This is a genomic window from Pseudarthrobacter sp. HLT1-7 (assembly GCF_059383435.1).
This window is the reverse complement of the sequence record NZ_JBWZCH010000014.1, coordinates 86,935-110,810: the sequence shown is the minus strand read 5'-3', so window position 1 is coordinate 110,810 and position 23,876 is coordinate 86,935. Positions and strand designations below refer to the sequence as shown.

Sequence of the window (23,876 nt, the reverse complement as noted above, 5' to 3'; positions counted from 1 at the left end):
GACCAGGTTCTTCCCTCAAAGACGCTTTTTTCCTCAAGGAAGAACTGTTGATCGATGGTGTTTCCATGTGTGTCGCAATTCCCGTTCATAGGGGGTGTTGCAACGATCACTAGAACTCGCCCCCGGGCGCGAAGAATGGGCATGTCCCGCCGGACAGGACACAGGCCTGAAGGGGACATGCCCCGCGCCGGGGCCGGCGGGTGGACTAAGTCCCATTGTGCCCAGTCCCGGGTGCGAAGAATGGGCATGTCCCACGGGAGCGGAAAGGTCTTGGCGCCGCCTACACCCCCGACGAACTCACGGGAAGGCCTGGCGTACCGCTCAGCCGGGCGATGCTCCGGGCGCCGGCAGCTCGTGCGGCGCGGGCAGCCCCGGCAGGGTGCGTCCGGCGAGCGTGCTGGCGACCCAGAGCGAGCGGGCGAGGTCTCCCGCGTGGCGGGGCTTCGAGGCATAGCCGAGGGCGTTCTCCACCTCACGGGCGAGGCTCCACTGCCGTGCGGTTTCGGAGTCGAGCCCGGCGGCCGTGCTGAAGTCCCGGCAGCGTTCCAGGAGGGCGCGCCGGGGATCCGCCCGTGACAGCTCCGGGATCCGGTTCCACAGCACGGGGGCGACGGCGAACTCCGCTTCGCCGATCATGGGCTGGGGGTCAATCGCGGCGAAGCCGTTGGTGCGCTCCCGGCTCCCCTCCCCGCGCGGCCGGGCCAGGATATTCAGGTAGTGCAGGTCCGTATGCACCAGCACGTCCTTGCCGGCGCGGCGGCCGACGGCGCCGCGTGTCTGGCAGACCTCGAGCGCGGCTTCCAGCAGCCAGCGCGGGAAAGGCCGGGCGAGTTCTTCCCAGCTCTGCGGCAAATCATCGCTCCATTGTTCGGCCCGGGCCGCTATGTGCTCGAATTCCCGCCACTCCGCACGGCCGTCGGGCACCAGGCTGAGCCGGTGCAGCAGGGTTCCCCACACGGGCACGGCGGTCGCCATGGGGACGTCCTGCAGGGAGCGCACGGCGTCCAGGCGTTCCAGCAGCATCGCGCCGGCACCGTCGTCGGCCGCCAGCAGGCGGACGGCGCCGTCGCCGCCCCACAGGGTGAGGGCGTGCCGTTCCACGAGCGCTTCCTGGTGCGGATAGGCGATCTTCAGGACGGCGGCTTCCCGGCCCCCGCCGTGACCGCCCCGCCGGCGCACCGGGACCACGATGGCCCCGTGGCCGTTCCACGGCAGGGTGCCGGGAACGAGGTCAAGCTCGAGCTGCCACAGCGCCAGGCAGTGCCTGACCAGCCGGGGGAGCGACGCCAGCCAGTCCCGTCCGCTGGCGTAGCTGCCATAGCGTCGGGCGAGGTCGGGCGGGATCGGGACGTCTGCGGTGGGGCTCATCGGATCCAGCGTAGCCGCTGCTGGACGGCGAGGCCCGGCCACCGCTGCCGCGCCGCGCGGGCGCACCGGGGATCAGACGATGCCGCTGGCCCCGAGCCAGTTGCCGATCAGGAACGTCGCCACCAGTGCCACAGCGCCGCCAACCACCACCCGAAGCGCCGCCTTCATCTTCGAGCCGCCGCCGATCCACGCCCCCAGCGCACCGGTCGCCGCCAGTGCCACGAGCACCGCCACGAAAGTCAGCGGGACGCGGACGTTCTCCGGCGGCAACAGGATGGCGAGCATGGGGAGGATGGCGCCGATCAGGAACGCGATAGCGGAGGCGAGCGCCGCGTGCCACGGGCTGACGATGTCCGTCTCATCGATATTGAGCTCGGCGGAAAGGTGGGCGCCGAGGGCATCGTGGGCGGTTAGTTCCTTGGCGACGGTACGGGCCGTGTCCGCACTGAGGCCCTTGCCTTGGTAGATGGCGGTGAGCTCCTCGAGCTCTTCCTCGGGCTGCTCGGCCAGTTCGCGCCGCTCCTTCTCGATCAGGTCCTGCTGGCTGTCCTTCTGGCTGCTGACGGACACATACTCGCCCAGGGCCATGGAAATCGCGCCGCCCACGACGCCGGCAGCACCGGCGACGAGGATGGGGCCGGAATCGGTTGTGACGCCGGCGACGCCCACCACGATCGCTGCGACGGAGACAATGCCGTCATTGGCGCCCAGGACACCCGCACGGAGCCAGTTCAGCCGCTGGGCGATGTCGTTGTGGTGGGGCTCGTTCTCATGAAGTGTGGCTGCGGCTTGACTGTTCATTGCTCCAGCAAAGCACTAGCGCCCCCGGCTGGCCAGTGTGATGAGGCTAAGCAAAGTAAGCCCGTGCTTCGGGTGCATCACCAGCGCCGACGCGCCGTCAGCCGCCCGGGGAAGGAGCCACGCCGGGTGACGGCAGCTCCGGGAACCCCGCCGGGTCTGCCGCCAGGCCGGGGAGCGCGCCGGTCCCGGAACCCCAGAGAGCGGACCGCCGTGCGGCACCCACGAGTCCGGCGATCGCCCATCGGCGGGTCTCACCCTCGCTCAGGGCCAGCAGATCCCCGTAGACAGTCAGCGCCGAAAATTCCAGCTCTCCAAGGCCGGCGGCGGGCGAGGCCAGAAACGCAGGTGCCATGGTGTAGCCGGCTTCCCGCGGCGGTACCGGGACGCAGTGCACCCGGCTCAGGGACTCTGCGCCGGTGGCGAGGGCTTCGTGCCGGGCCAGCAGTTCCGAGGCCAACGTCGCCGCCGTGCCGCTGAGCCGGGTCAGGGCCACCTGATAGCCGTACACGGTCTCCTGCTCGCGCCGCACTGTCGCCGCAAGTGCGCCGGGCAGGCTGGCCTCGCCGTCGGACGGGCCCGACGACGACGGCGACGCCGGTTTTCCGGCGCAGGCGCCTGATGGCTGGGGCGCCGCAGGGTCGGCCTGCGGGGGAGCCGGGGCGCCGATGGCGGCGGCCAGAGACGAGGCCTGCAGTAGCTGGGCGGTTCCGACTGACGCCAGAAGCCGTGCCATGCCGCCGTCGGCCACGGCGGCGTCGGCGAGCCGTTGCGAGGCGCTGGCCGCCAGCGCCGTTGCCAGCGCGGGCGCCGAAGAGGCGGCCGGCATGGGCAGGGGAGGAGCAGCAGGCGAACTGGTAGTTGACGGTGCGGCCGGGACCGGCGAAGCAAAGGATGCCGGTGCACTTTGGCCCGGCACCATCTCGCCCGGCAGCAAGTCACCCGGCAGCAGGAGGGCCCGGGCCTGGCTTGTCAGCAAACTCACAGTCCGCGCCACCGCGGGTTGTCCGGTGCCGGCGGCGGACCGGCCGAGTTCCGCACCGGCAGCCCTGAGCCGCATCGCGTCGCTGAGCGCCGCTGCCCTGGCCTGCTCGGAAAAGGGCGGTGCGGCGGGCTCCGGGTGGCTGCCGGGTGTCAGGGCCACGCCCAGGCTTGCCACCACCAGGGCGAGCACGCTGAGGAGCGCGATGCGCGCGAAGAGCTCCCGTCCCCGCTTTTCCCCGGTGTCATCTTTCACAACAGACAATATTGTCATGGTTGGCATGCCGGCCGGGAACTGAAGTGCACCACGGCGCGCGGAAAATCGCTACGCTAGTACCCACAACATCATCTAGCGGGAGGCGGCCGGCATCATGACCAACGCAGAAGCCACGACTTCGACAGACCGGACCGGGACGGGTAAGGCTGAAGCCGCACCCGCACACAACTTCGAGGCCGAGCGGCTGCACGCCCTCCTCGAGCCCGAAGTGCTGGCGAACCGGCTGTATCTGGAGGACGTCTCCATTCACGTCGCCGGCGCCAACCGGGTGGTCCACGTTGTGGTGGACCTGCCGCAGGAGGAAACCGGTGGAGTTGGCCTCGACGTTATCGCCGAGATCTCCAAGACCCTCTCCGACACCCTGGACAACGATCCCAGCACGGACTCGCGCCCCTACGAGCTTGAGGTTTCCTCGCCCGGCGTCGGGCGTCCCCTCACCGAAGAGCGGCACTGGCACCGGGCCCGAGGCAGGATGGTCAAGGTCAATGTCCTGCAGGGCGAGAACGTCACTGGCCGGGTCCAGTCTGTTGACGATCACGGCGTGACGCTGATCCCCGAGATCGCAGTCAAGAAGGGCATGAAAGCCAAGCAGGGCGAGCCCGTCAAACTTCCTTTCGACAGGATCCGTAGCGGAAAAGTCGAAGTAGAGTTCAGCCACCTCGATGAGGCTGGTCTGGAGAACGCACACAATGGACCTTCTGAGGAGGCCTAATGGATATTGACATGAGCGCGCTGAGACTTCTGGAGCGTGAGCGTGAAATCCCTCTGGATCTCCTGATCCCGACGATCGAGCAGGCGCTGCTGGTTGCATACCACAAGACGCCGGGTGCTTTCGAGACCGCCCGCGCCGAGCTGGACCGCAAGAGCGGCCATGTGACCATCTGGGCTACCGAGATCGACGACGACGGCGCCCCCATCGGCGAATTCGAGGACACCCCCGCGGGCTTCGGCCGCATCGCTGCCAGCACCGCACGTCAGATCATCCTGCAGCGTCTGCGCGATGTCGAGGACGACAATGTGCTCGGCGAGTTCAAGGGCCGCGAAGGCGAACTGGTTTCCGGAACCATCCAGCAGGGCAACAACCCGCACATGATCCAGGTCAACCTGGGCACCGTGGAGGCACTGCTGCCGCCGCCTGAGCAGGTCCCGGGGGAGAAGTACACCCACGGCAACCGGCTCCGCGCCTTTGTGATCGACGTTCACCGCGGCACCAAGGGTCCCTCCATCACGCTGTCCCGCTCGCACCCGGGCCTCGTCCGGAAGCTCTTCGAACTGGAAGTCCCGGAGATCGCCGACCGTTCCGTGGAGATCGTGGCACTGGCACGCGAAGCCGGGCACCGCACCAAAATGGCGGTCAAGGCCAACACCCCCGGCGTCAATGCCAAGGGTGCCTGCATCGGTGAGATGGGGTCGCGTGTCCGCGCCGTCATGACCGAATTGAACGATGAGAAGATCGACATCGTCGACTACAGCGACGATCCGGCGACCTTTATCGCCAGTGCACTCTCGCCGTCGCGCGTGAATTCGGTCACCATCACGGACGAGGCAACCCGCTCCGCCCGCGTGGTGGTTCCGGACTATCAACTCTCCCTCGCGATCGGCAAGGAAGGCCAGAACGCGCGCCTGGCCGCCAAGCTCACCGGCTGGCGGATCGACATCGTCTCGGACGCCGCGGTGAACCGCGACAGATAGGCCGCAGTTCGGGTCCGCCCGCCGGCGTCCGCGTCCCCGCAGGTTCGGGGCACGGACGCTTCTGGGGCTAGACTAGACATGACCGCGCCTAACGGCCGGTATCCGTGTGCCCTCAGCACACCCGGGTTTTCATCCGGATGCTAGGGCCGGCAGATATGTAATGGCAGGAAGATACTCGGAAGTGGCACAAGTGCAACACCTCGAGAATCAGCCCCAGCGCACCTGTATCGGATGCCGGAAAAAGGGCCCGCGGTCTGAGTTACTCCGGCTCGTCGCCGACGGCAGCGGTTCATCCGCCGTCGTACTGGATGAACGACGCCGGATGGCTGGCCGGGGTGCATGGCTGCACCCCGGCGAGAAGTGCCTGGCACTGGCGGTCAAACGTCGAGCGTTCGGTCGCGCCCTCAACGGCGCAACCGGAACAACCGACGTCGAACGCCGGATCACCGCAGTCACGAAAGCCGTGGACACTCCGGTGGCCGCAGCAACAACCGTCCAACCTGAAAGCGGGTCAGAAAACTGATGGAAACCCGATGAGTTCCCAGCGATGAGTGCGCAACGATGACAACTTTGTTGCGCTCAGCAATGGACCTTTCAGCCGCACTCGCGGCGGAGGTCCGCATTAAGAAGTAGACGGTTCGTGCCTGGCTCGGTGCGGACCGAGACAGGAGAAATGTGGCCAAGGTCCGCGTGCATGAGCTTGCTAAAGAGCTCGGTATTACTTCCAAAGATGCAGTCACCAAACTGCAGGAACTGGGCGAATTCGTTCGCTCCGCCTCTTCCACCATTGAGGCACCCGTTGTGAGGAAACTCCGCAACGCATTCCCCGACGCAGCAGCAGCTCCGAAGTCTGAAGCGCCTGCGTCCGCCCCCAAGGCACCCGCCAGCCCCTCGGCAACCCGTCCGGCGCCCGCGCCGGCTCCGGCAGCGCCCGGTGCCCCGGCGCAGCCAGCAGCAACCAGGACTGAGGCTCCGGCGACGGCTGCTCCGGCACCGTTCGCCGCACCGTCGGCACCCGCTGGACAGGCTCCGGCTGCGCCGTCGGCTGCTGCACCGACGGCGGCACCGTCGACGGGCATCAAGCCCGGCGCACGGCCTGCTCCGAAGGCTGAAGCTCCGGCTGCTCCGGCACGCCAGGGCGGTTCGGCACCCCGCCCGGGCGGTCCCCGTCCCGGCAACAACCCGTTCGCTACGTCCCAGGGCATGCCCCGGGGCCGCGGCGGCGACAACGAACGTCCTTCGCGTCCGGGCAACAACCCCTTTGCTCCTTCCCAGGGCATGCCGCGTCCGGGCGGCAACCGCACCGAGGGCGAACGCCCCGGCGGCCCGCGTCCCGCAGCAGGCGCAGGGGGTCCCCGGCCGGGTGCTCCCCGCACCGGTGGCGCTCCGGGTGCCCGTCCGGGTGCTCCGCGTCCGGCCGGCGCTGCCGGCGCCGGCCGTCCGGCAGGAGCCGGCGGAAACCGTCCGACTCCCGGCATGATGCCGAACCGCACGGAACGTCCCGCACCGGCCGGTGCAGGCCGTCCCGGTGGCGGCGCCCGTGGTCCGGGCCGTCCGGGTGGCGCGCCGGGTACCGGTGCTCCCGGTGCCGGCGGCGGCGCCCCGGCCGGCGGTGGCTTCGGCAAGGGTGGCCGCGGTCGCGGTGGAACCCAGGGTGCTTTCGGTAAGGGCGGCGCAGGCCGTGGCAAGCAGCGCAAGTCGAAGCGTGCCAAGCGCCAGGAACTCGAGCAGATGAGTGCTCCGTCGCTGGGTGGCGTCAGTGTGCCCCGCGGCGACGGCAACACCATCGTCCGGCTTCGCCGTGGCTCGTCCATCACGGACTTTGCCGACAAGATCGAGGCGAACCCCGCCGCACTGGTGACCGTCCTCTTCCACCTCGGCGAAATGGCTACGGCCACGCAGTCGCTGGATGAAGAGACCTTCGCACTGCTCGGCGAGGAGCTTGGCTACAAACTCCAGGTCGTCTCACCGGAGGACGAGGAGCGCGAGCTGCTCTCCGGCTTCGACATCGACTTCGAAGCCGAGCTGGAAGCCGAAGGTGATGAGGACCTCGAGGCACGTCCTCCGGTGGTCACCGTCATGGGTCACGTTGACCACGGTAAGACCCGCCTGCTCGATGCCATCCGCAAGTCCGACGTTATGGCGGGCGAGCACGGCGGCATCACGCAGCACATCGGTGCCTACCAGGTCACCCACCCGCACGAAGGCATCGATCGCAAGATCACCTTCATCGATACTCCGGGCCACGAGGCGTTCACCGCCATGCGTGCCCGTGGTGCGAAGGTCACCGACATCGCCATCCTGGTGGTCGCAGCGGACGACGGCGTGATGCCTCAAACCGTTGAGGCCCTCAACCACGCACAGGCGGCCAACGTGCCGATCGTGGTGGCCGTAAACAAGATCGACAAGGAAGGCGCCAACCCGGAGAAGGTCCGCGGCCAGCTGACCGAATACGGGCTGGTTCCGGAAGAGTACGGTGGCGACACCATGTTCGTGGAGGTCTCTGCCCGCCAGAACCTCAACATCGACGAGCTGCTCGAGGCCGTTCTGCTGACCGCAGACGCTGCCCTGGACATGCGCGCCAACCCGAACAAGGATGCCCGCGGTATCGCGATTGAAGCCAACCTGGACAAGGGCCGCGGTTCCGTGGCCACCGTCCTGGTTCAGTCCGGCACCCTGCACGTCGGCGACACCATCGTGGCTGGCACGGCGCACGGCCGTGTCCGGGCGATGTTCGACGACGACGGCAGCGTCCTGACCGAGGCCGGCCCGTCCCGCCCGGTGCAGGTCCTGGGTCTGTCCAACGTCCCCCGCGCCGGTGACACGTTCTTCGTGACCGCTGACGAGCGCACCGCCCGTCAGATCGCCGAGAAGCGTGAAACCGCCGACCGCAACGCCGCGCTGGCCAAGCGCCGCAAGCGCATCAGCCTGGAAGACTTCGACCAGGCCGTCGCCGAAGGCAAGATCGACACCCTCAACCTCATCCTCAAGGGTGACGTGTCCGGTGCCGTGGAAGCCCTCGAGGACGCGCTGCTCAAGATCGACGTCGGCGAAGGCGTCCAGCTGCGCATCATCCACCGCGGTGTCGGTGCTATCACGCAGAACGACGTCAACCTGGCAACGGTCGACAGCGCCGTCATCATCGGCTTCAACGTCAAGCCCGCCGAGCGTGTTGCCGAACTGGCAGACCGCGAAGGCGTGGACATGCGCTTCTACTCCGTCATCTACGCAGCAATTGATGACATCGAGTTGGCCCTCAAGGGCATGCTCAAGCCGGAGTTCGAAGAAGTCCAGCTTGGCACCGCTGAGGTCCGCGAAGTGTTCCGTTCGTCCAAGTTCGGCAACATTGCAGGCTCAATCGTCCGCTCGGGTGTTATCCGACGCAACGCGAAGGCCCGCATCAGCCGCGACGGCAAGATCATCGGTGACAATCTCGCCGTTGAGACGCTCAAGCGCTTCAAGGACGACGCCACCGAGGTCCGCACGGACTTCGAGTGTGGTATCGGTCTTGGCTCGTTCAACGACATCAACGAGGGTGACACCATCGAGACCTTCGAGATGCGCGAAAAGCCGCGCGTCTAGTCTGAAGTCTGGTGTGTAAGAGGTGCGGGGCCGTTGGGTTTTTCCCGGCGGCCCCGCCCCTTCGCTGGGCGGCATAGGATCTGCGATCCTTTGCCGCCCAGCTCCGGCAGGCCCGATGCCACTCCCAGGCCGCCGGGAAAAACCCAACGGGAGTCCGTCGTGGACTCACCTTAGGCGCGTGGCATGACAACCCAACCGGTGTACGCCAGTTGCCCCGGCGCCGTCGTACATCCAAATATTTAGGAGTGGAAATGGCTGATCCCGCACGGGCTGCCAAGTTGGCGCAGCGGATTAAGGTTGTTGTTGCTGAGGCTTTGGGCCGGAGGGTCAAGGATCCGCGGCTTGAGGGTATTACTGTCACTGATGCCCGCGTGACCAATGATCTGCAGCATGCCACGATCTACTACACGGTGTTCGGCGACGAGCTGGTCCAGGCCGAAGCGGCGAAGGGGCTGGAGAAGGCCAGGGGCGTGCTTCGGCAAGAGGTGGGCCGGAACATCACTGTCCGGCTGACCCCGACCCTGGAGTTTGTTGCCGACCAGATCCCGGTCAACGCCTCCAACCTTGAGGAACTGCTCCGGGCCGCCAAGAAGCGCGACGCCGAAGTGGCCGCACTCGCGGCAAGTGCGCAGCACGCCGGCGACCCAGACCCGTACAAGAGTGACACTCCCGAGGACGTGGACCTCGACGAAGACGATTTCGACGAAGACGACTTCGACGAAGAGGACTCTGACCTTACTGACAAGGACGACGTCGACGAGGACAGCAACAAGTAGTCCCGCAGCACCGCAGGATTTCTGCAGCGAGCCGGCCGGCCCCTATTTCGGGGCCGGCCATCTTTGTTCTGCGGGTGGTCCGCTCAGGAGCCGCTGTCGCGATCGTCCGAGCCGTGGTCCAGCTTGAGATACACCACCTGGCCGTTCGACCCGAGGGCATTGGCCGTCGCATACAGCTTGTGTCCGCGGAGGGCGACGTCGGCAGTCAGGGCCGCGGCGAGCACGACTGTCTGTTCGCCGGATTCCCGGTCGATCTTGAGGACACCCTCGCCGAACAGCGATGCGACATACATGTCGCCGTCGTCGTCAAGGACCAGCCCGGTGGGGGACATGATCCCGTCGGCAACGAGCTTCACATCGTCGTCGTCCGGGTTCACCTTGAAGATCGCGCCGCGGGCACCGAGCGCCGGGTCCTCCGGTCCGCCCGGAAGCGAGGTGACGTACAGCCAGCCATCAGGGCCGACAGCAAGGTCGGTGGGCACCGCCTCGAATTCGTAGCTCGTCCCCACCACGCAGTCCGGCAGGTTGTTGGAGGCCGCAACTTCAGCGGTGATCTTGTAGGGCCGCGGCGGCAGCACGGCGATGGTCTTCGTCGTGCCGGTCTCGACGTCCACGGACACCACACTGTTGGCCCCGGCATCGGCAACGTAGATGGTGTGTTCGGTCACGGCAATGCCGTACGGATGGGAATCCACTTCGCCCGTGTAGCTGACCGGTATCTCCGGCGGCAACAGTGCAGCGCAGCCATCAGGCAGGTCGCTGAAGCCGTACCGGGTTTTGCCGTCGGCGTTGCCGTCCCTTTCCAGGGCGGCGAAATCGCCAAGCGTCCGCTGGCCGCCGTCGTCATCGATGATCCGGATGTGGCCGACGAGGTCGCGTTGGTCACCCGGCCCGGCCCCCTGGCTTTCGAGGAAATACGTCGAGCCCTGCCACTGCGTATTTCCGGCGATGTCCCAGTCCGCGGCTTCGTAGAGGACCTTCTTCTTCCCGTCGGAGTCGATCCGGGTCAGCCGGCCGGCGAACTCTTCACTCACCGTGACCGAGCCGTTGCTCCCGGCACTGATATGAAGCGGCCCCACTAGTCCGTCAGCGAGTTGGACCGGGGAATTCCCGGTCGAGGTCCCGTCGGCGGCTGCACCAGCCGACCCGGCCGAGAGGAACACGGCTGCGGTGGCAACCGAGGCTAGCAATGACAGTTTCTTTTTCATGGTTTGCTCCAGTGGCGAGTGATGAAGAATCCACAGCACGAGACCAATGAGACCGGCGATACGGCGGGCGGGAAAACCACGGCTGCCCCCAAGATCGGATCTTAATCCGTCGGGCCGCCAAAGTCGATGCTTTCCGTAACCCACTGCGGGCCGCCCGCGGCCCACGGCGGCCGGCTGGCTAGGATCGGACCATGCTCACGCCACTCCCAGCCCCCGATGTCAACGACTTTCTGGACCAGGCCATCCGGCTCGCGGTGGCAAGTGTGGCCGACGGCGGCGGTCCGTTTGGGGCGCTTGTGGTCACCGCGGACGGCCGGACCTTCGGGGGGCGTCAACCGGGTAACACGGGACAACGATCCCACAGCCCACGCCGAGGTCGTCGCCATCCGCAGGGCCGCCGCAGCCACGGCCACCTTCGATCTCCGCGGTGCTGTGCTCTACTTCGCGGCGGACCGAAACGCGGCCGCTGCAGCCGGCTTCGACGACGCCGTCTTCTATGAGTACTTCGACGGGATCCGGCCGGAACTGATGCCGGTACGCCACACGGCCGTTCCGGCGTCGGGCCTTCCCTTCCAGGCATGGCACGCCAACCCGGACCGCACCGGGTACTGAGGCCTGCCTCGGCCGCCGACGCCGGCGGGACATCTGACTCTTGATCCGCTCCTCCTCGTGGCGTCTGATGGAACCATGACAGCGCGGACAGGAATCATGACAGCCAGGACGGCGGACAGCGGGCGGCCGTGGACTTGAGTCTGATTAAATGCCCCCATTGCGGGAAAACCAACCGGGTTCCGACGGTGGCCGCCGGCCACCCGCGCTGCGGCAACTGCCGCAAGGATCTGCCTTGGATCGTGGAAGCCGGCGACGCGGACTTCGGGGTGGTCGCCGAGCAGTCCTCGACGCCGGCGCTAGTCGACTTCTGGGCCGCCTGGTGCGGGCCATGCCGGATGGTCAGTCCCGTGCTGGACAAGCTGGCCCGGGAGCGGGCCGGGCAAGTCAAGCTCGTCAAGGTCGACGTCGACAAGTCACCCCAACTCTCGCGCCGCTTCGATGTCCAGGCAATCCCTACCTTGCTCCTGATCAGGGGCGGCCAGGTCGTGGCCCGTCAGGCGGGGGCACCGCCGGCGGCGGCCCTGCGCAGCTGGCTGGACGGGGCCCTGGCTGCGGGCGCCACCTGAGGCCAGGAATCCGCCGTCGTGGTGCCGTGCTGCCGTGCTACCGGTGCCTCAGCGGCGCTTCGAGCGGCCCCTGGCGCCCAGACCGCCCAGGACGGGCGAACCCATGCCCAGCAGGAAGCCGACGTCATACCAGTTTCCGGCGCGGGCGGTGTTGTAGAACGGGAATTCGCTCCACTGTCCGAAGATATGGACGATCAACACGATCCACGCCGTCAGCCCGTTCCAGATGCCCCACAACAAATCCTGCCACCACATGAGTACCTCCCCGACTGAACCGGGAACCCGGTCCGTTGACCAACCGGGCGGAAAACGCCCTGGGCTCAGGCTAAGGGCTAAGGCGTCCCTGCGGTAGAGGCGTTCTAAAGGGGGGAGAGACCCGTCAGGGGAGCCGGGCCGGGAGGCGGTTGAGTCCTTCCACCAGGTCCGCCTTGCTGCTGCAGAGGGCAATCCGGATCCAGCCCTCACCGATCGAGCCGAAGGCAGTGCCCGGGGCGAACGCCACTCCGGAGTCGGCCAGGAAACGCCGGACCCAGGACCGGACGTCCCCGCCGCTTGCATGGGACATGTCCGCCCAGAGGTAGAACGCCCCCTGCGCGGTGAGGAAGGGGATCCCCCTGGATTCGAGCACGGCGGAAGCCGCATCCCGGTTCGCGCGGTAGTGGGCGTGGGCATGGGCGATGTAGTCCTGCGGGCCGGTGAGCGCGGCGAGCCCCGCGTACTGCGAGGGCGACGCGACGCAGGAGACGATCGACTCCATGACGTTGTTCATCTTCTGCTCCAGCCCCGGCGGGCAGATCAGCGCGCCGATGCGCAGCCCTGTCAGGCCGTAGGTCTTGGACAGCGTCACCGAGGTGAAAATGCGGGCCTCGCCCGGAACCTCGCTGTCGAAGCGGGCCGGGCTCACATGGGGGACGTCGTAGGTGAACGCCTCGTAGCATTCGTCCGAAATGATCCACAGGTCATGCCGGACGGCCAACGCTACGAGGCTGCGGGTGAGCTCCCCGCCCAGCACCGCGCCCAGCGGGTTGGACGGCGAATTCAGGATCAGCACTTTGGTCCGCGGCGTGATGAGCTCCTCGATGTCCGCGATCCGCGGCTGGAAGTCATGGTCCGGATACAGCGGATACTGCACCGGGACGGCGTGCAGCAGTCTGCTTGTCATCGCGAACGTGGGGTAGCCCGGGTTGGGGATGAGGATCTCGTCACCGGGGGAGAGCAGCAGGCTCATCGCGAAGTGAAGGCCCTGCTGGGCGCCGTCGACGACGTACACCCGGTCCGCCCCGACCGGCGTCCCGTTGTGTTCGCGGAACCTCGCCGCAAAGGCCTCGCGCAGCGCCGGGATGCCGGCATTCGGGGTGTAGTTGGTTTCGTCCCGGTCCAGGCACGCCATCCCTGCTTCAAGGATGTGGCGGGGGACGGCGAAGCCGGGTTCCCCGATGCTCAGGACGATCGCGCCGGGGGTGGCCCAGGCGGCTTCGGTGATCTCGCGGATCTGGTTTCTGGGGACGTCGCGGACATGGGCGGCTAGCTCGGGCATGTCTGCCATCCTAACCGCCGGGCAGGAGCCGGGCCGGGCGGGTCTCCGGGCGGGTCCGGTCGAGAACGGGGCCGGGCGGGGGGAGCGTCCCGCGCAGATATACTGGGAAGCGTGCTTTCAGGACTGGTGATAGTGGACAAGCCGCAGGGCTGGACCAGCCACGATGTGGTTGGACGGATGCGGCGGCTCGCCGGTACCCGAAAAGTGGGGCATGCCGGGACGCTGGACCCGATGGCCACGGGAGTGCTGGTGGTCGGCATCAACAAAGCCACGCGCCTGCTGACCTACATCGTGGGCACCTCCAAGACCTATACCGCCACCATCCGGCTCGGCGAATCGACGGTCACCGACGACGCCGAAGGGGACGTCACCGCCGTGCACAGCGCCACCGCGGTCACCGCGGAAGCCGTCCGGGCCGGCGTCGCCGACCTTACCGGCGAAATAGCGCAGGTTCCCAGCAGCGTCAGCGCCATCAAGGTCAACGGCGAACGCGCCTACGCGCGCGTCCGGTCCGGCGAAGAGGTCAACCTCGCCGCACGTGCCGTCACCATCCACCGTTTCGAGGTCCACGGGCTGCGCCCGGTACGCGACGGCGAGGCGCTCGACGTCGACGTCACGGTTGAATGCTCCTCCGGCACCTACATCCGTGCCCTCGCCCGCGACCTGGGCAATGCGCTCGGCGTCGGCGGTCATCTGACGGCGCTTCGCCGGACCCGGGTGGGGCCGTACACCCTGGACCAGGCCCGGACGCTCGAAGAGCTCGCCGAGGAATTGGACGTACTGGAAATGTCCTCGGCTGCCCGGGCACTGATGCCGAACCGGGAACTCAGCGACGAGGAAACCACCGAGATTTCCTTCGGCCGCAGGATCGCCTCCGGACCGTCGGCCGGCACCCCGGACGCCCCGACGGCGGAAAAGCCCGCCGCCGCCTTCGCGCCGGACGGTACCCTCGTGGCGCTGCTGGCTGACTCGGGAAGCTACGCCAAGCCCGTGCTGGTCTTCGCGCCGGACAACGAGAAGCGCGCCGCGAAGCAGTCCACGGCGGAGCAGCAGGCAGACCAGTAGTGGACGCGTATTTCTACATCATCCTGGTGGCCGGGCTGGTCTCGACAGTTATCTGCCTCACCGCGGGCCTGCTGAAGAAGGCCCCGAACGACACGACGATCCTGTCGGTGGCCGCCGTCGAACTGTCTCTGCTGGTGTACCTCGTCGGCTCGATCGTCCGGGTCATTGCCGGGGAGCCGATGGCGGGGGAGCCGTGGGAGTTTTGGGGATATCTGCTGACAGCGCTGATGCTGCCGGTTGGCGCGGTGTACTGGTCCGTTCTGGAACGCACGCGCTGGAGCAACTTCGTCCTGGCCGCCGTCGGCGTCACCGCCGTGGTGATGGCGGCCCGAATGAATCAGATTTGGTATTGACGTGGAAGAGGCAACGAACATGACGGCAGGATCTTCACACGAGGACGCCGGTTCGACGGCGGGCCTTGCAACGCCCGGCGCCGGTTCGACGGCCACCCCGACGACGGCTACCAGGGACACCCGCAATACCGGCCCCGGCCGGCTGCTGATCGCCGTCTACGCCGTGTTTGCCATCTCGGCGACCGCCCGGGCGGGATACCAGATCCTGACCAAATTCTCCGAAGCGCCGCTGGCCTACCTGCTGTCCGCTTTCGCCGCCGTCGTCTATCTCGTGGCTACGGTGTCCCTCGCCAAAGCCGGCCGCACCTGGTTCAAGGTGTCCGTTGCGGCGGTGCTCGTGGAGCTGATCGGCGTGCTCGTGGTCGGGGCGCTGAGCGTGTTCGACTCCGTCAACTTCCCGCACGAGACCGTCTGGTCGCTGTTTGGCCGCGGCTACGCGTTCATCCCGCTGCTGCTGCCCATCCTGGGACTGATCTGGCTGTACCGCCGACGTCCGGCGCCGAAGCAGGCCTGAAGCCTTACTGAGGCGTCCTAGGCTGGAGCGTCGGGGATGCCAGAGCCCAGGAGCCTGAGGCGCAGGCCCGGCCAGGCCGCCCCGAAGCCGGGATGCAACTCCTTGTCGCTCACCCGCTCCACCGGCACCCACTCCAACTCCAGGCTTTCCGGATCGCTGATCTCCGGTTCAAACGCTTCCACAACCACGACGGCGACCGTGGTGTACCGCCAGTAGCCGACGTCGAACACCGAGGTGAACAGCACCCGGACGTTCTCCGGTAGCACGGCAGCTTCTTCCCTGGCCTCCCGCAAGGCGCCATGGACTGCTTCTTCGCCCTGATGGAGGGCTCCGCCCGGGAGCCCCCAGGTGCCGCCCTGATCGCTCCACAAGGCACGGTGTTGGAGCAGGATGCCCTTGGCGGGGTCGTAGACCAGGAGTCCGGCCGAGCCAAAGCGCCCCCAGAATCTCCCATGGCCGCCGTCGACCCACGTGTCACCTGGATCACGGCGCCCGAGCGGGCGGCGCAACTCGAGGGGAAGCTCCTGCTTTCCTGGGGCAGGGGGCTGAGGTCCGCTGGGCTTCGCATCGTGGGTGAAGGCCCGGCCGGAGGTCAGGGCAACATGGCTGTCCATATCCCCCAGTTTCCCACGGCACTGTCCGCCAGGCGGAGTGTGACTCCGCGGGGCCAGCCAAGACCCCAAAGCCCAAACCGTCGGCGCGGCACGGACGGAGCCGTCGGCGAGCAGCAGGCGGTTTCCAACCAGGGTCGCACCATGTTCGCCTTGCAGGTACCAGGAACCCTGTCCAGCCATTGAAGGCACCGCCGGTTCAGGTGAAACGCACGGATTCCCGCACGGGGACCGGCTTACGGTGGGCGTTATCTCCGCGTCGCGAACTGGACCCGGATGCGCTTGAGCTCGGCGCGTGGAAGCACGGCGGTCACAACGCCACCGTCTGCTAGTTCTGCGCCGATACCGTATACGAACGGGTCTGTATCGACCTCCGCGCCGGGTACTTCGACTCCGTTGACGAGGACGCTGACCTGATCATTGACCATCCGGTCTGTCACTACGGGTGCGGGCTGATCCCAGGGCTTGTCGCTCAGTCCGAGCTCCCGCCGGAACTGGTTCATGAGGATGTAATTGATGTGGTCGGCCAACACGCTGCGGACCGAAGTGCGCTCGGATGCGTCACGGTGCCAGGTAGTTCGCACGGCCTCCCAGAGCTGCGGGTATCGCAGTAGCTCCACCTGATCGACCAGCCACGCAGGCCGCGGCCATGGCGGAACGTCCTCGATCGCCCTCCGCGTCTGCTCGTCGAGGTCCGCGAGGTTTATCGGGTCTGAGCGGTCAATCGGGTTTCGCCAGATTGTGTAGGTGACGCTCGCAGTCATTTCACTGTATCCACGAGCGTCCTGACCGTTTTGCAGACCGACGGTATCCGTGTCCTCCAGCGAGGGCTGGGACACGAGTCCCATCACCGGGATTGGCATCAGTTTCAGGCGCTCAGCCTGCTCGACGCGAGGGTCGGGTGCGTCCTCGGGGAGAATTCCAACCACTCTCATGCCTCGATTATGAACCAACGCGTGATCGGGAGCCTGTATCCATAGAAGAGAGTGCCGAACGCCCACCGGTCCGGTGGGCATTCGGCTCAACGTCCTTCGAGTTCCGGCTAGAGCTGCCTGCCTCGATGGTCCCAGTCCATCCGCCGGGCTTCTTCCTCGTCCCAGAAATGACCGTCGCGGTGCCGCACGTAGAGAATATATGCGAGGAAGGCTGCGCAGAAGACCAGGAGTGCCACCATTAGGTAGTGGAACCCGTCCCACGGTTCAGTCGACCGGACCACAAGTTGCCAGATCGGATTCATGGTCAGCAAGGCCCACATAGCTAATTGAAAGCGGGATCGCCCCGCGTCATGCGCGGCTCAAGGCGCTTCCGACCCTCTGACATGTTCGGAGCCTACAACCGCGGACGCTGCCTGTCACCAAACGCGCACTCACTCGGCCGGGCGGCTGGGCAAGCGTTAGGACATGCGCCGCAGCGCCAAATTTTGGACGCGTGAAGGTTGGTTTCGCGCCACGGCGCACGATGCGGAGGGTAACCACCCGGAAGGCCGGTGCCCTGTGTCTATCCAAAAAACGGCGTACATTCAGCTTCGGGATGCTTAAGTTCGTGAGTCCGACCAGTGGTCATTTCGCTAGTTCGGCGCAGGTCAGCGGCCCCGGACCGTGTCGCGCCGGCGGGACATGCCCATTCTTCGCACCCGGGACTGGCCATAGTGACACTATGTTCATCCGCTGGCCCCGGCGCGGGGCATGTCCGGTCCGCCTCGGCGGATTTCCGTCGTCCACGTGCCCACCGGCGATGCGGCGCTGGAGTGGGCTGCCAAGATCGCCTACGCCTGCCGCTGCGCGCAAGAGGTCCGCGAGTTCGTGCCCGACCCGGCTGTCTGATCGAGGACCCACAGGGCCGGTATCCTTTCGGCGACCTTCTCGGATCTGATCGACATCTAGCTCCGACACTCGACCTTTTTCCGGAGCGTCTCGAAGAACTCTGGCCCCGAAAATGTCACAGCCTCGTGGTCGAATTTATCTATGGAAGCCAGCGAAGATTTCAGCCCGGTACAAGCCGTCCGGCTTGACGGCGTGATCCTCCCTGGCGTCCCCCGGTTCACGCCCGTCCCGTACCAGTCGGAGGACGTGGACTGTGCTCTCGATGGGGCGCTTGCACTGCTGCGCTCTTCCAACGGGACGGCAGTGACCCACGCGTCGCTGTTCGGAGCGGCAGAAGCCGCGGGCTTCGCTGGCCGCGTGGAGGAGCTGTCGCGTGTGGTGGACTACCTTCAGCTTCTGGCCGCGGCGGCGGTCGACCGGACCCGAAGCCGGGCAGCGGCCGGGGCCAGGACTGCCGCTGCGACGTTTGGTTCTGACGCACCCGCGGGCTGGCTTACCGGCTGGAACCCTGAATCGAGTGCTCCGGCGGTGGACCAGTCGGGCCCCGCCTGGAAAGAGCCAGGCAGCGCTGATCTTTCCGCGGGCTGGGTGGACGACGGGTACCGGAACACCGCGGAACTCCTGCGGGCCCGGCTGCGGATCAGTGCCGCGGAAGCGCGACGCCGGCTGGCCCTCGTCGGGGATGTCCTGCCGCGCACGGGCCTGACGGAACAGCCGCTGCCGGCCCTAAAGGAAGAGCTGGCGGCTGCGGTCGCCGCCGGGGACGTCGCCTCACGGGCGGCGACCATCATCAGCCTTTCCCTGGACCGGGTCCGGCGCGGGTCCTCACCCGAGGATGCCGTCCGGATGGAGCATGCCCTCATCCGGACGGCGGTCGAGAACGACCAGGATTTCCTGACCAGGATCGCCAAACGCTGGACGGACGCCCTGGACCAGGACGGCGAGGAACCCAGTGAGCAGGAATTGCGCCAGCGGCAGGGTGCCTTCATCCGCCGTGCACACCGCGGACTGCAGCATCTGGAAATCTTCGCCACGACCGACCAGTTCGAACACTTGCTCACGGTCATGAACGTCGCCACCAACCCGCGGACCGGCGTCGCATCCTGTCCCGAGGGCGGCACGGATTCTGCCGGACATGGCGGGCCTGCTGCTGAATCCCGGCCTGAAGCCGGCACTGAAGCCACCATCGTCGGTGATGCGGACGACGCGGCTGCCCTCGAACGGCTGGATCAGCGCACCCGGCCGCAGCGGCTTCTCGATGGCCTCGTCGGTGCCTGCAAAGCCGCTCTCGCCGCCGGAGTCCTGCCCTCTGCGGGAGGGCTGCGCCCGCAGGTGATGGTCACCGTTGACTACCGAGACCTGCTGGAGCGGCTCGGAGGCGCCGACCTGGAGACCCGCGCCCCTGGGTCCAACGCCGGGACACTGATGTTCACCGGTCCAATCACGGCCTCGACAGTGCGCAGGATCGCCTGCGACGCCGACATCATCCCGGTTGTGCTGGGCGGCCAGGGGCGGATCCTCGACATTGGACGCGCATCGCGGGTTTTTCCGCCGCATATCCGCAAGGCCATCACAGCGCGAGATGGGGGCTGTGCCTTTCCCCAGTGCACTATCCCGGCGCCCTGGTGCGAAGCGCACCACATCGACTACTGGTCCCGCGGCGGGAGCACGGGGGCCCGCAACGGAGCCCTGCTCTGCTCTCATCACCATCACCTGATCCACAAAGAACAGTGGTCCATCCAGCTGAGAAGCGGTGTTCCATGGTTCATACCGCCTCCGCACCTTGATCCTCGCCGGGTGCCACGGCGGAACCGCTACTTCCGGCTTGAGTAGGGCTTGAGCTTCCGCCCCGGAAGAGGACGGGGCGTCTGAGGTGTGCGGCTACCGGAACTGAGCAAAGATGCGCTGGCGTGCTGCGACACTGGCGGGACTACCGTTCCGCTGTCAGCACTGCCGCCTTCGCCCCCGGCGCAGTTGGCGACGCTATCGGATTGGGTCGCCGTTGAGGTCGACGTTGAAGCTCTCGATCACCTTGTTCGTCGTTGTATCGATAATGATCACGGAGTCTGCCGGCCAGGACGGGTCGGGGACAACGGTGTAGGGAACATCGGAGATTAAGGTGGGCCGTCCGGCGTCGTTGGTCTTCCGGCTGAAAGCATCGACCACCGTGTTCGTCCTCGTGTTGATGGTCACCGTCTCCTGGGGGAGTCCCGCAAGGTTGCCGTTGGCGGGCATGGCGTTCCACCAGCCCTCGTAGCCGCCGACTTCGGATGCCGGCGACGGCATTGTGGACGCCGCGGCGGACGTTGATCTGGATGTCGACGGCGTCCCGGCGTTTCCTGCCGCTTCTGCCGCACCGCCGCAGGCGCTCAACGACATTCCCGCAGCGAGTATCAAACAGACAGTGGCAAAGTGTGGCCCTGTAGTGGTGAATCGCACGATGATTTCCCCCAAGATTGTCCCCGCCCGGCGGTCTCCGGCGCGGATGGGTTGACCCTACCAGCCCCCTCATCCCGCCCAGCCCGCTCATCCCGCCAGGCCCGCCCAGCCCCCTCATCCCGCCAGGCCCGCCCAGCCCGCCCATCCCGCCAGCGCCACCGGCGCCAGCGCCTTCCGCGGCGCCGCCTGCGGGACATCAACCCCTCCCTCCGGCAGCCCGTCCTGGTGCTGGCCGAGCGCTGACTCCGGCGAGGGGGCGCCGTCGGAGGCGCGCCGCGTTAGCAGGTAATCTTAGAGAGTTCCGGAGCCGGCACGTTTCTCCGGAGGAGCTCATGGCAGGAAGCAAAAGGCGAGGTTGATGGTCCACATCTGGAACGATCCGTCCGAGGTCCCGGCGGACTTTGGTCCCTCCGTCGTCACGTTTGGCAACTTCGACGGCGTGCACCGCGGCCACCAGCAGGTGCTCTCGCAACTCATCCGCATCGCCCGCCTGAACCACGCCCGAACCGTCGCCATCACCTTCGATCCGCACCCGGCCCAGGTCCACCGCCCCGAGTCCGCCCCTGAACTGATCATGGGCCTGGAAGACAAACTCGTGGCACTCGGCGAAGTAGGCCTCGACGCCGTGCTCGTGATGAAGTACTCACTGGAGCTGGCCAGCCTCACCCCTGAAGAATTCGTCGCCGACATCCTCGTCGGACGCCTCAAGGCCAGCCACGTCGTGATCGGCCACGACGCCCGCTTCGGCCGCGGCAACTCCGGGGACCTCAGCACCATGCAGGGGCTCGGCAAGAAGTTCGGCTTCGAGGTGCTGGTCATCAGCGAGTTTGGCTCTGAGGGCTTCCCCGTCCACCGTGATCCACACGAAGATCCACACGAACAACAGAACGACGACGACGCCGGCAAGGACCGGCGCTGCTCCTCCACATGGGTGCGGGAGGCACTGCGGGAGGGCGACGTCGCCACCGCCGCCGCCGTCCTCGGGCGGCCGCACCGGATGCGCGGCGAGGTGGTGCACGGCGCCGCTCGCGGCCGCGACCTCGGATTCCCCACCGCCAACCTCGGGCCGCAGGCCAGCGGCTACATTCCGGCGGACGGAATCTACGCGGGTTGGCTCGTGGACCAGGCCGGAACCCGCTGGCCCGCCGCCATTTCGGTCGGCTCCAACCCCACCTTCGGCGGCGTCAGCAGGCAGGTGGAGGCCCATGTGATCGACCGCCCGGAAGAGGCCGTGGAGGACTTCGATCTGTACGGCCAGACAGTGGTGGTGGAATTCGTCGTCCGGCTGCGGGGGATGGTGGCGTACCGTGGCCCTGAAGCGTTGGTGGATCAGATGCGCCTGGACGTGGTCCAGACCCATGAAATCCTGTTTGCCCCTTGATTTTGCATTCTGGATTTGCACGCTGATTCCGGGGCGCTAACCCGCGGCCGGGCTGCGGACCGAGAGTCGCTCCGGCAGCGGGTGGACCGGCCAATTCAAGGGTAGATTCACAGTCAGTTGGCAAGGAAGGCAAGAGACGTGACGATCGAGAAAAACACAAGGGAGCTGGACAGGGACATTGTCCGTGACTTCAGTTCCCGGATGAGCTATGCGTCCTACCTGCAGCTGCCGACGCTGCTGAGCGCGCAGCAGCCGGTCAGCACCCCCGAGCACCACGATGAGATGCTGTTCATCATCCAGCACCAGACCACGGAGCTCTGGCTGAAACTGGTGCTGCACGAGCTCCGCAGCGCCGCCGGCTGGCTCCGCTCGGACGATCTCGGCTCCGCGTTGAAGGCGATCGCCCGGGTCAAGCACATCCAGAAAACCCTGACCGAGCAGTGGTCTGTGCTCGCTACGCTCACCCCCACCGAGTACTCACAGTTCCGCGGCTTCCTCGGCAACTCCTCCGGCTTCCAGTCCAGCCAGTACCGTGCGGTGGAATTCCTGCTCGGCAACAAAAACCCCGCGATGCTCCCGGTGTTCGAATCCGACCCCGAAGCCCATGCGATGCTGCTGGAACTCCTTGAATCGCCGAGTATTTACGACGAATTCCTGGCCTACCTCAAGCGCCAGGGCTTCGACATCCCCGTGTCCCTGCTGGAGCGCGACGTCACCAAGGCGCACGAGTTCTGCCCCGAACTGGTCCCGGTCTTCAAGTACATCTACGAGAACGCGGCCGATAACTGGGGCGCCTACGAGGCCTGCGAGGAACTGGTGGACCTGGAGGACAACTTCCAGCTCTGGCGTTTCCGCCACCTGCGCACGGTGCAGCGCACCATCGGGATGAAGTCCGGCACCGGCGGCTCCAGCGGCGCCGCCTTCCTGCAGAAGGCCCTCGAGCTGACGTTCTTCCCCGAACTCTTCGCCGTCCGGACGGAGATCGGCCAGTGAGCGCCCTGAGCCCGCAAACGGCGGGGCCCACGGCAGAGGCCACGGCCGGCAACGACACCGCCCTGCTGCAGCGCGCCCGCGAACTCGACGCCGCCGATCCGCTCGCCGCCTACCGCGACGACTTCATCGGCACCGACACGGAGCTGTCCTACCTGGACGGCAATTCCCTCGGCCGGCCGCTCAAGCGCACCGTCACCGATGTCAGCAGCTTCGTCCGGGACAGCTGGGGCGGCCGGCTGATCCGCGGCTGGGACGAGGAATGGCTCGAACTCCCGCAGGTCATCGGCGACCAGCTCGGCCGGGCTGTCCTCGGGGCCGCGCCGGGGCAGACCATCATCGCGGACTCCACCACGGTGGTGCTCTATAAGCTGATCCGGGCCGCGCTGGCCGCCGTGACGGACCCTGCCCGCTCCGAAATCGTGCTGGATACGGAGAATTTCCCCACTGACCGCTACTTGGTCGAGGGCATCGCCCGCGAAGAGGGCCTGACGCTGCGCTGGATCGACGCCGATCCCGCCTCCGGCGTCACCGTCGACCAGGTGCGGGCCGCCACCGGCCCGGCCACCGCCGTCGTGGTCCTGAGCCAGATCGCCTACCGCTCCGGCTTCCTCGCGGACCTGCCCGGGATCACCGCCGCCGTGCACGACGCCGGCGCGCTGGTGGTGTGGGACCTGTGCCATTCCGCCGGTTCGGTAGAGATCGGACTGGACGCCGCCGGCGTCGACTTCGCCGCCGGCTGCACCTACAAGTATCTCAACGGGGGACCGGGCTCGCCCGCGTTCGCGTATATCAATGCCCGGCACCTGGCCGGCCTGCAGCAGCCGATCTGGGGCTGGATAGGCCGCAAGGACGCCTTCGAGATGGGCCCCGGCTATGAAGCTGCCGCAGGCATCCGCGGCTTCCTCAGCGGCACCCCGGCCATCTTCGGGATGCTCGCCATGCGCGGCACGCTGGACCTGCTCGAGGAGGCGGGCATGGCCGCGGTCCGGGCAAAGTCCCGGCTGCTGACCGCGTTCGCCGTCGAACTCCATGACGCCTGGCTCGCCCCGGCGGGCGTGACGCTCTCCACGCCGCGGGACCCGGAGCTGCGCGGCAGCCACGTCACGGTGGACCACCCCGCGTTCCGGGAGATGACCGCGGCGCTGTGGGAGCAGGACGTCATTCCGGATTTCCGGGCGCCGCAGGGCATCCGGATCGGACTCTCGCCGCTCAGTACATCATTCGGCGAGCTTTATCGGGGCGTTGCCGCCATCCGCGAACGGCTGGACAACGGCGCTCCCGCGCGGTAGCGGGAGCAGCC

General features: G+C 67.1%; 24 protein-coding genes and 1 pseudogene. 15 read left to right on the top strand and 10 right to left on the bottom strand.

The window, feature by feature from the left end; translation table 11 throughout:
- Positions 1-321 precede the first annotated feature (321 nt).
- The 3 genes from AC50X6_RS13895 to AC50X6_RS13885 all read right to left on the bottom strand — a co-directional run bounded on the left by AC50X6_RS13895 (position 322) and on the right by AC50X6_RS13885 (position 3,403).
- A complete protein-coding gene (locus AC50X6_RS13895; protein WP_494966789.1) occupies positions 322-1,368 on the bottom strand; it encodes an aminoglycoside phosphotransferase family protein in 1,047 nt (348 codons plus the stop codon).
- A gap of 72 nt (positions 1,369-1,440) precedes the next feature.
- Positions 1,441-2,169, bottom strand: a complete 729-nt coding sequence (locus AC50X6_RS13890) for a VIT1/CCC1 transporter family protein (protein WP_494966788.1) — start codon at positions 2,167-2,169, stop codon at positions 1,441-1,443.
- A 97-nt stretch (positions 2,170-2,266) separates the two neighbouring features.
- Positions 2,267-3,403, bottom strand: a complete 1,137-nt coding sequence (locus AC50X6_RS13885; RefSeq protein ID WP_494966787.1) for a DUF4439 domain-containing protein — start codon at positions 3,401-3,403, stop codon at positions 2,267-2,269.
- Between the two features lie 115 nt (positions 3,404-3,518).
- On the opposite strand from AC50X6_RS13885, the gene rimP reads away from it, so the two are divergent.
- The 5 genes from rimP to rbfA all read left to right on the top strand — a co-directional run bounded on the left by rimP (position 3,519) and on the right by rbfA (position 9,474).
- Positions 3,519-4,136: a ribosome maturation factor RimP gene (gene rimP / locus AC50X6_RS13880; protein ID WP_494966786.1), complete on the top strand. Its 618-nt coding sequence runs from the start codon at positions 3,519-3,521 to the stop codon at positions 4,134-4,136.
- The gene (nusA, locus tag AC50X6_RS13875) at positions 4,136-5,116 is read left to right on the top strand and encodes a transcription termination factor NusA (protein ID WP_494966785.1); all 981 of its coding nucleotides are present in this window, start codon (positions 4,136-4,138) and stop codon (positions 5,114-5,116) included. Before rimP ends, nusA begins: the two co-directional genes overlap by 1 nt.
- Positions 5,117-5,297: 181 nt before the next feature.
- A complete protein-coding gene (locus AC50X6_RS13870; RefSeq protein WP_494966784.1) occupies positions 5,298-5,639 on the top strand; it encodes a YlxR family protein in 342 nt (113 codons plus the stop codon).
- Between the two features lie 152 nt (positions 5,640-5,791).
- On the top strand, positions 5,792-8,698 hold the full coding sequence (gene infB, locus AC50X6_RS13865) for a translation initiation factor IF-2 (protein ID WP_494966783.1): 2,907 nt from the start codon (positions 5,792-5,794) through the stop codon (positions 8,696-8,698).
- A 251-nt stretch (positions 8,699-8,949) separates the two neighbouring features.
- On the top strand, positions 8,950-9,474 hold the full coding sequence (gene rbfA, locus AC50X6_RS13860) for a 30S ribosome-binding factor RbfA (RefSeq protein WP_494966782.1): 525 nt from the start codon (positions 8,950-8,952) through the stop codon (positions 9,472-9,474).
- An 83-nt stretch (positions 9,475-9,557) separates the two neighbouring features.
- Here the strand turns inward: rbfA and AC50X6_RS13855 are convergent, their stop codons facing one another.
- A complete protein-coding gene (locus AC50X6_RS13855; protein ID WP_494966781.1) occupies positions 9,558-10,682 on the bottom strand; it encodes a ScyD/ScyE family protein in 1,125 nt (374 codons plus the stop codon).
- 191 nt (positions 10,683-10,873) lie between these two features.
- On the opposite strand from AC50X6_RS13855, the pseudogene AC50X6_RS13850 reads away from it, so the two are divergent.
- Both AC50X6_RS13850 and trxA read left to right on the top strand, forming a co-directional pair.
- Positions 10,874-11,294: pseudogene (locus AC50X6_RS13850) on the top strand (tRNA-specific adenosine deaminase).
- A 128-nt stretch (positions 11,295-11,422) separates the two neighbouring features.
- Positions 11,423-11,860 (top strand): thioredoxin, encoded by a 438-nt coding sequence (gene trxA, locus AC50X6_RS13845; RefSeq protein WP_494966780.1) that lies wholly within the window; start codon positions 11,423-11,425, stop codon positions 11,858-11,860.
- Between the two features lie 48 nt (positions 11,861-11,908).
- Here the strand turns inward: trxA and AC50X6_RS13840 are convergent, their stop codons facing one another.
- Together AC50X6_RS13840 and AC50X6_RS13835 are read right to left on the bottom strand one after the other, a co-directional pair.
- The gene (locus tag AC50X6_RS13840) at positions 11,909-12,115 is read right to left on the bottom strand and encodes a hypothetical protein (protein WP_494966779.1); all 207 of its coding nucleotides are present in this window, start codon (positions 12,113-12,115) and stop codon (positions 11,909-11,911) included.
- 124 nt (positions 12,116-12,239) lie between these two features.
- Positions 12,240-13,397 (bottom strand): pyridoxal phosphate-dependent aminotransferase, encoded by a 1,158-nt coding sequence (locus tag AC50X6_RS13835; protein ID WP_494966778.1) that lies wholly within the window; start codon positions 13,395-13,397, stop codon positions 12,240-12,242.
- Between the two features lie 111 nt (positions 13,398-13,508).
- Here AC50X6_RS13835 and truB point away from each other — a divergent pair, with 111 nt between their 5' ends.
- The 3 genes from truB to AC50X6_RS13820 are packed head-to-tail and all read left to right on the top strand — an operon-like array spanning position 13,509 to position 15,329.
- On the top strand, positions 13,509-14,462 hold the full coding sequence (truB, locus tag AC50X6_RS13830; protein ID WP_494966777.1) for a tRNA pseudouridine(55) synthase TruB: 954 nt from the start codon (positions 13,509-13,511) through the stop codon (positions 14,460-14,462).
- Positions 14,462-14,815 (top strand): hypothetical protein, encoded by a 354-nt coding sequence (locus AC50X6_RS13825; protein WP_494966776.1) that lies wholly within the window; start codon positions 14,462-14,464, stop codon positions 14,813-14,815. Before truB ends, AC50X6_RS13825 begins: the two co-directional genes overlap by 1 nt.
- A gap of 19 nt (positions 14,816-14,834) precedes the next feature.
- Positions 14,835-15,329: a hypothetical protein gene (locus AC50X6_RS13820; RefSeq protein WP_494966775.1), complete on the top strand. Its 495-nt coding sequence runs from the start codon at positions 14,835-14,837 to the stop codon at positions 15,327-15,329.
- Between the two features lie 17 nt (positions 15,330-15,346).
- On the opposite strand, the gene AC50X6_RS13815 is transcribed toward AC50X6_RS13820, so the two are convergent.
- The 3 genes from AC50X6_RS13815 to AC50X6_RS13805 form a co-directional block, all read right to left on the bottom strand.
- Entirely contained in the window at positions 15,347-15,943 is a 597-nt protein-coding gene (locus AC50X6_RS13815) for an NUDIX domain-containing protein (protein WP_494966774.1), read from the bottom strand.
- Between the two features lie 245 nt (positions 15,944-16,188).
- Positions 16,189-16,875 (bottom strand): hypothetical protein, encoded by a 687-nt coding sequence (locus tag AC50X6_RS13810; RefSeq protein ID WP_494966773.1) that lies wholly within the window; start codon positions 16,873-16,875, stop codon positions 16,189-16,191.
- Between the two features lie 107 nt (positions 16,876-16,982).
- The gene (locus tag AC50X6_RS13805) at positions 16,983-17,186 is read right to left on the bottom strand and encodes a hypothetical protein (RefSeq protein ID WP_494966772.1); all 204 of its coding nucleotides are present in this window, start codon (positions 17,184-17,186) and stop codon (positions 16,983-16,985) included.
- A 439-nt stretch (positions 17,187-17,625) separates the two neighbouring features.
- Here AC50X6_RS13805 and AC50X6_RS13800 point away from each other — a divergent pair, with 439 nt between their 5' ends.
- Complete coding sequence (locus AC50X6_RS13800; RefSeq protein ID WP_494966771.1) at positions 17,626-17,763, top strand: hypothetical protein; 138 nt, start codon at positions 17,626-17,628, stop codon at positions 17,761-17,763.
- Between the two features lie 141 nt (positions 17,764-17,904).
- Positions 17,905-19,596: an HNH endonuclease signature motif containing protein gene (locus AC50X6_RS13795; protein WP_494966770.1), complete on the top strand. Its 1,692-nt coding sequence runs from the start codon at positions 17,905-17,907 to the stop codon at positions 19,594-19,596.
- A 150-nt stretch (positions 19,597-19,746) separates the two neighbouring features.
- On the opposite strand, the gene AC50X6_RS13790 is transcribed toward AC50X6_RS13795, so the two are convergent.
- Entirely contained in the window at positions 19,747-20,142 is a 396-nt protein-coding gene (locus AC50X6_RS13790; protein ID WP_494966769.1) for a hypothetical protein, read from the bottom strand.
- A gap of 418 nt (positions 20,143-20,560) precedes the next feature.
- Between AC50X6_RS13790 and AC50X6_RS13785 the strand changes: the two genes are divergently transcribed.
- The 3 genes from AC50X6_RS13785 to kynU all read left to right on the top strand — a co-directional run bounded on the left by AC50X6_RS13785 (position 20,561) and on the right by kynU (position 23,865).
- Complete coding sequence (locus tag AC50X6_RS13785; protein WP_494966768.1) at positions 20,561-21,583, top strand: bifunctional riboflavin kinase/FAD synthetase; 1,023 nt, start codon at positions 20,561-20,563, stop codon at positions 21,581-21,583.
- Positions 21,584-21,721: 138 nt separating this feature from the next.
- Positions 21,722-22,576, top strand: coding sequence for a tryptophan 2,3-dioxygenase (gene kynA / locus AC50X6_RS13780; protein ID WP_494966767.1), 855 nt, complete (start codon positions 21,722-21,724; stop codon positions 22,574-22,576).
- Positions 22,577-22,581: 5 nt separating this feature from the next.
- Positions 22,582-23,865, top strand: a complete 1,284-nt coding sequence (kynU, locus tag AC50X6_RS13775; RefSeq protein ID WP_494966794.1) for a kynureninase — start codon at positions 22,582-22,584, stop codon at positions 23,863-23,865.
- Positions 23,866-23,876 lie beyond the last annotated feature (11 nt).

What these genes read in the sequence shown, in the direction of transcription:
- AC50X6_RS13895 (WP_494966789.1), bottom strand. Translation starts at nt 1,368, where the DNA reads ATGAGCCCCACCGCAGACGTCCCGATCCCGCCCGACCTCGCCCGACGC.
- AC50X6_RS13890 (WP_494966788.1), bottom strand. Translation starts at nt 2,169, where the DNA reads ATGAACAGTCAAGCCGCAGCCACACTTCATGAGAACGAGCCCCACCAC.
- rimP (WP_494966786.1), top strand. Translation starts at nt 3,519, where the DNA reads ATGACCAACGCAGAAGCCACGACTTCGACAGACCGGACCGGGACGGGT.
- nusA (WP_494966785.1), top strand. Translation starts at nt 4,136, where the DNA reads ATGGATATTGACATGAGCGCGCTGAGACTTCTGGAGCGTGAGCGTGAA.
- rbfA (WP_494966782.1), top strand. Translation starts at nt 8,950, where the DNA reads ATGGCTGATCCCGCACGGGCTGCCAAGTTGGCGCAGCGGATTAAGGTT.
- AC50X6_RS13855 (WP_494966781.1), bottom strand. Translation starts at nt 10,682, where the DNA reads ATGAAAAAGAAACTGTCATTGCTAGCCTCGGTTGCCACCGCAGCCGTG.
- AC50X6_RS13840 (WP_494966779.1), bottom strand. Translation starts at nt 12,115, where the DNA reads ATGTGGTGGCAGGATTTGTTGTGGGGCATCTGGAACGGGCTGACGGCG.
- AC50X6_RS13835 (WP_494966778.1), bottom strand. Translation starts at nt 13,397, where the DNA reads ATGCCCGAGCTAGCCGCCCATGTCCGCGACGTCCCCAGAAACCAGATC.
- AC50X6_RS13820 (WP_494966775.1), top strand. Translation starts at nt 14,835, where the DNA reads ATGACGGCAGGATCTTCACACGAGGACGCCGGTTCGACGGCGGGCCTT.
- AC50X6_RS13815 (WP_494966774.1), bottom strand. Translation starts at nt 15,943, where the DNA reads ATGGACAGCCATGTTGCCCTGACCTCCGGCCGGGCCTTCACCCACGAT.
- AC50X6_RS13810 (WP_494966773.1), bottom strand. Translation starts at nt 16,875, where the DNA reads ATGAGAGTGGTTGGAATTCTCCCCGAGGACGCACCCGACCCTCGCGTC.
- AC50X6_RS13800 (WP_494966771.1), top strand. Translation starts at nt 17,626, where the DNA reads ATGTCCGGTCCGCCTCGGCGGATTTCCGTCGTCCACGTGCCCACCGGC.
- AC50X6_RS13795 (WP_494966770.1), top strand. Translation starts at nt 17,905, where the DNA reads ATGGAAGCCAGCGAAGATTTCAGCCCGGTACAAGCCGTCCGGCTTGAC.
- AC50X6_RS13790 (WP_494966769.1), bottom strand. Translation starts at nt 20,142, where the DNA reads ATGTCGTTGAGCGCCTGCGGCGGTGCGGCAGAAGCGGCAGGAAACGCC.
- AC50X6_RS13785 (WP_494966768.1), top strand. Translation starts at nt 20,561, where the DNA reads ATGGTCCACATCTGGAACGATCCGTCCGAGGTCCCGGCGGACTTTGGT.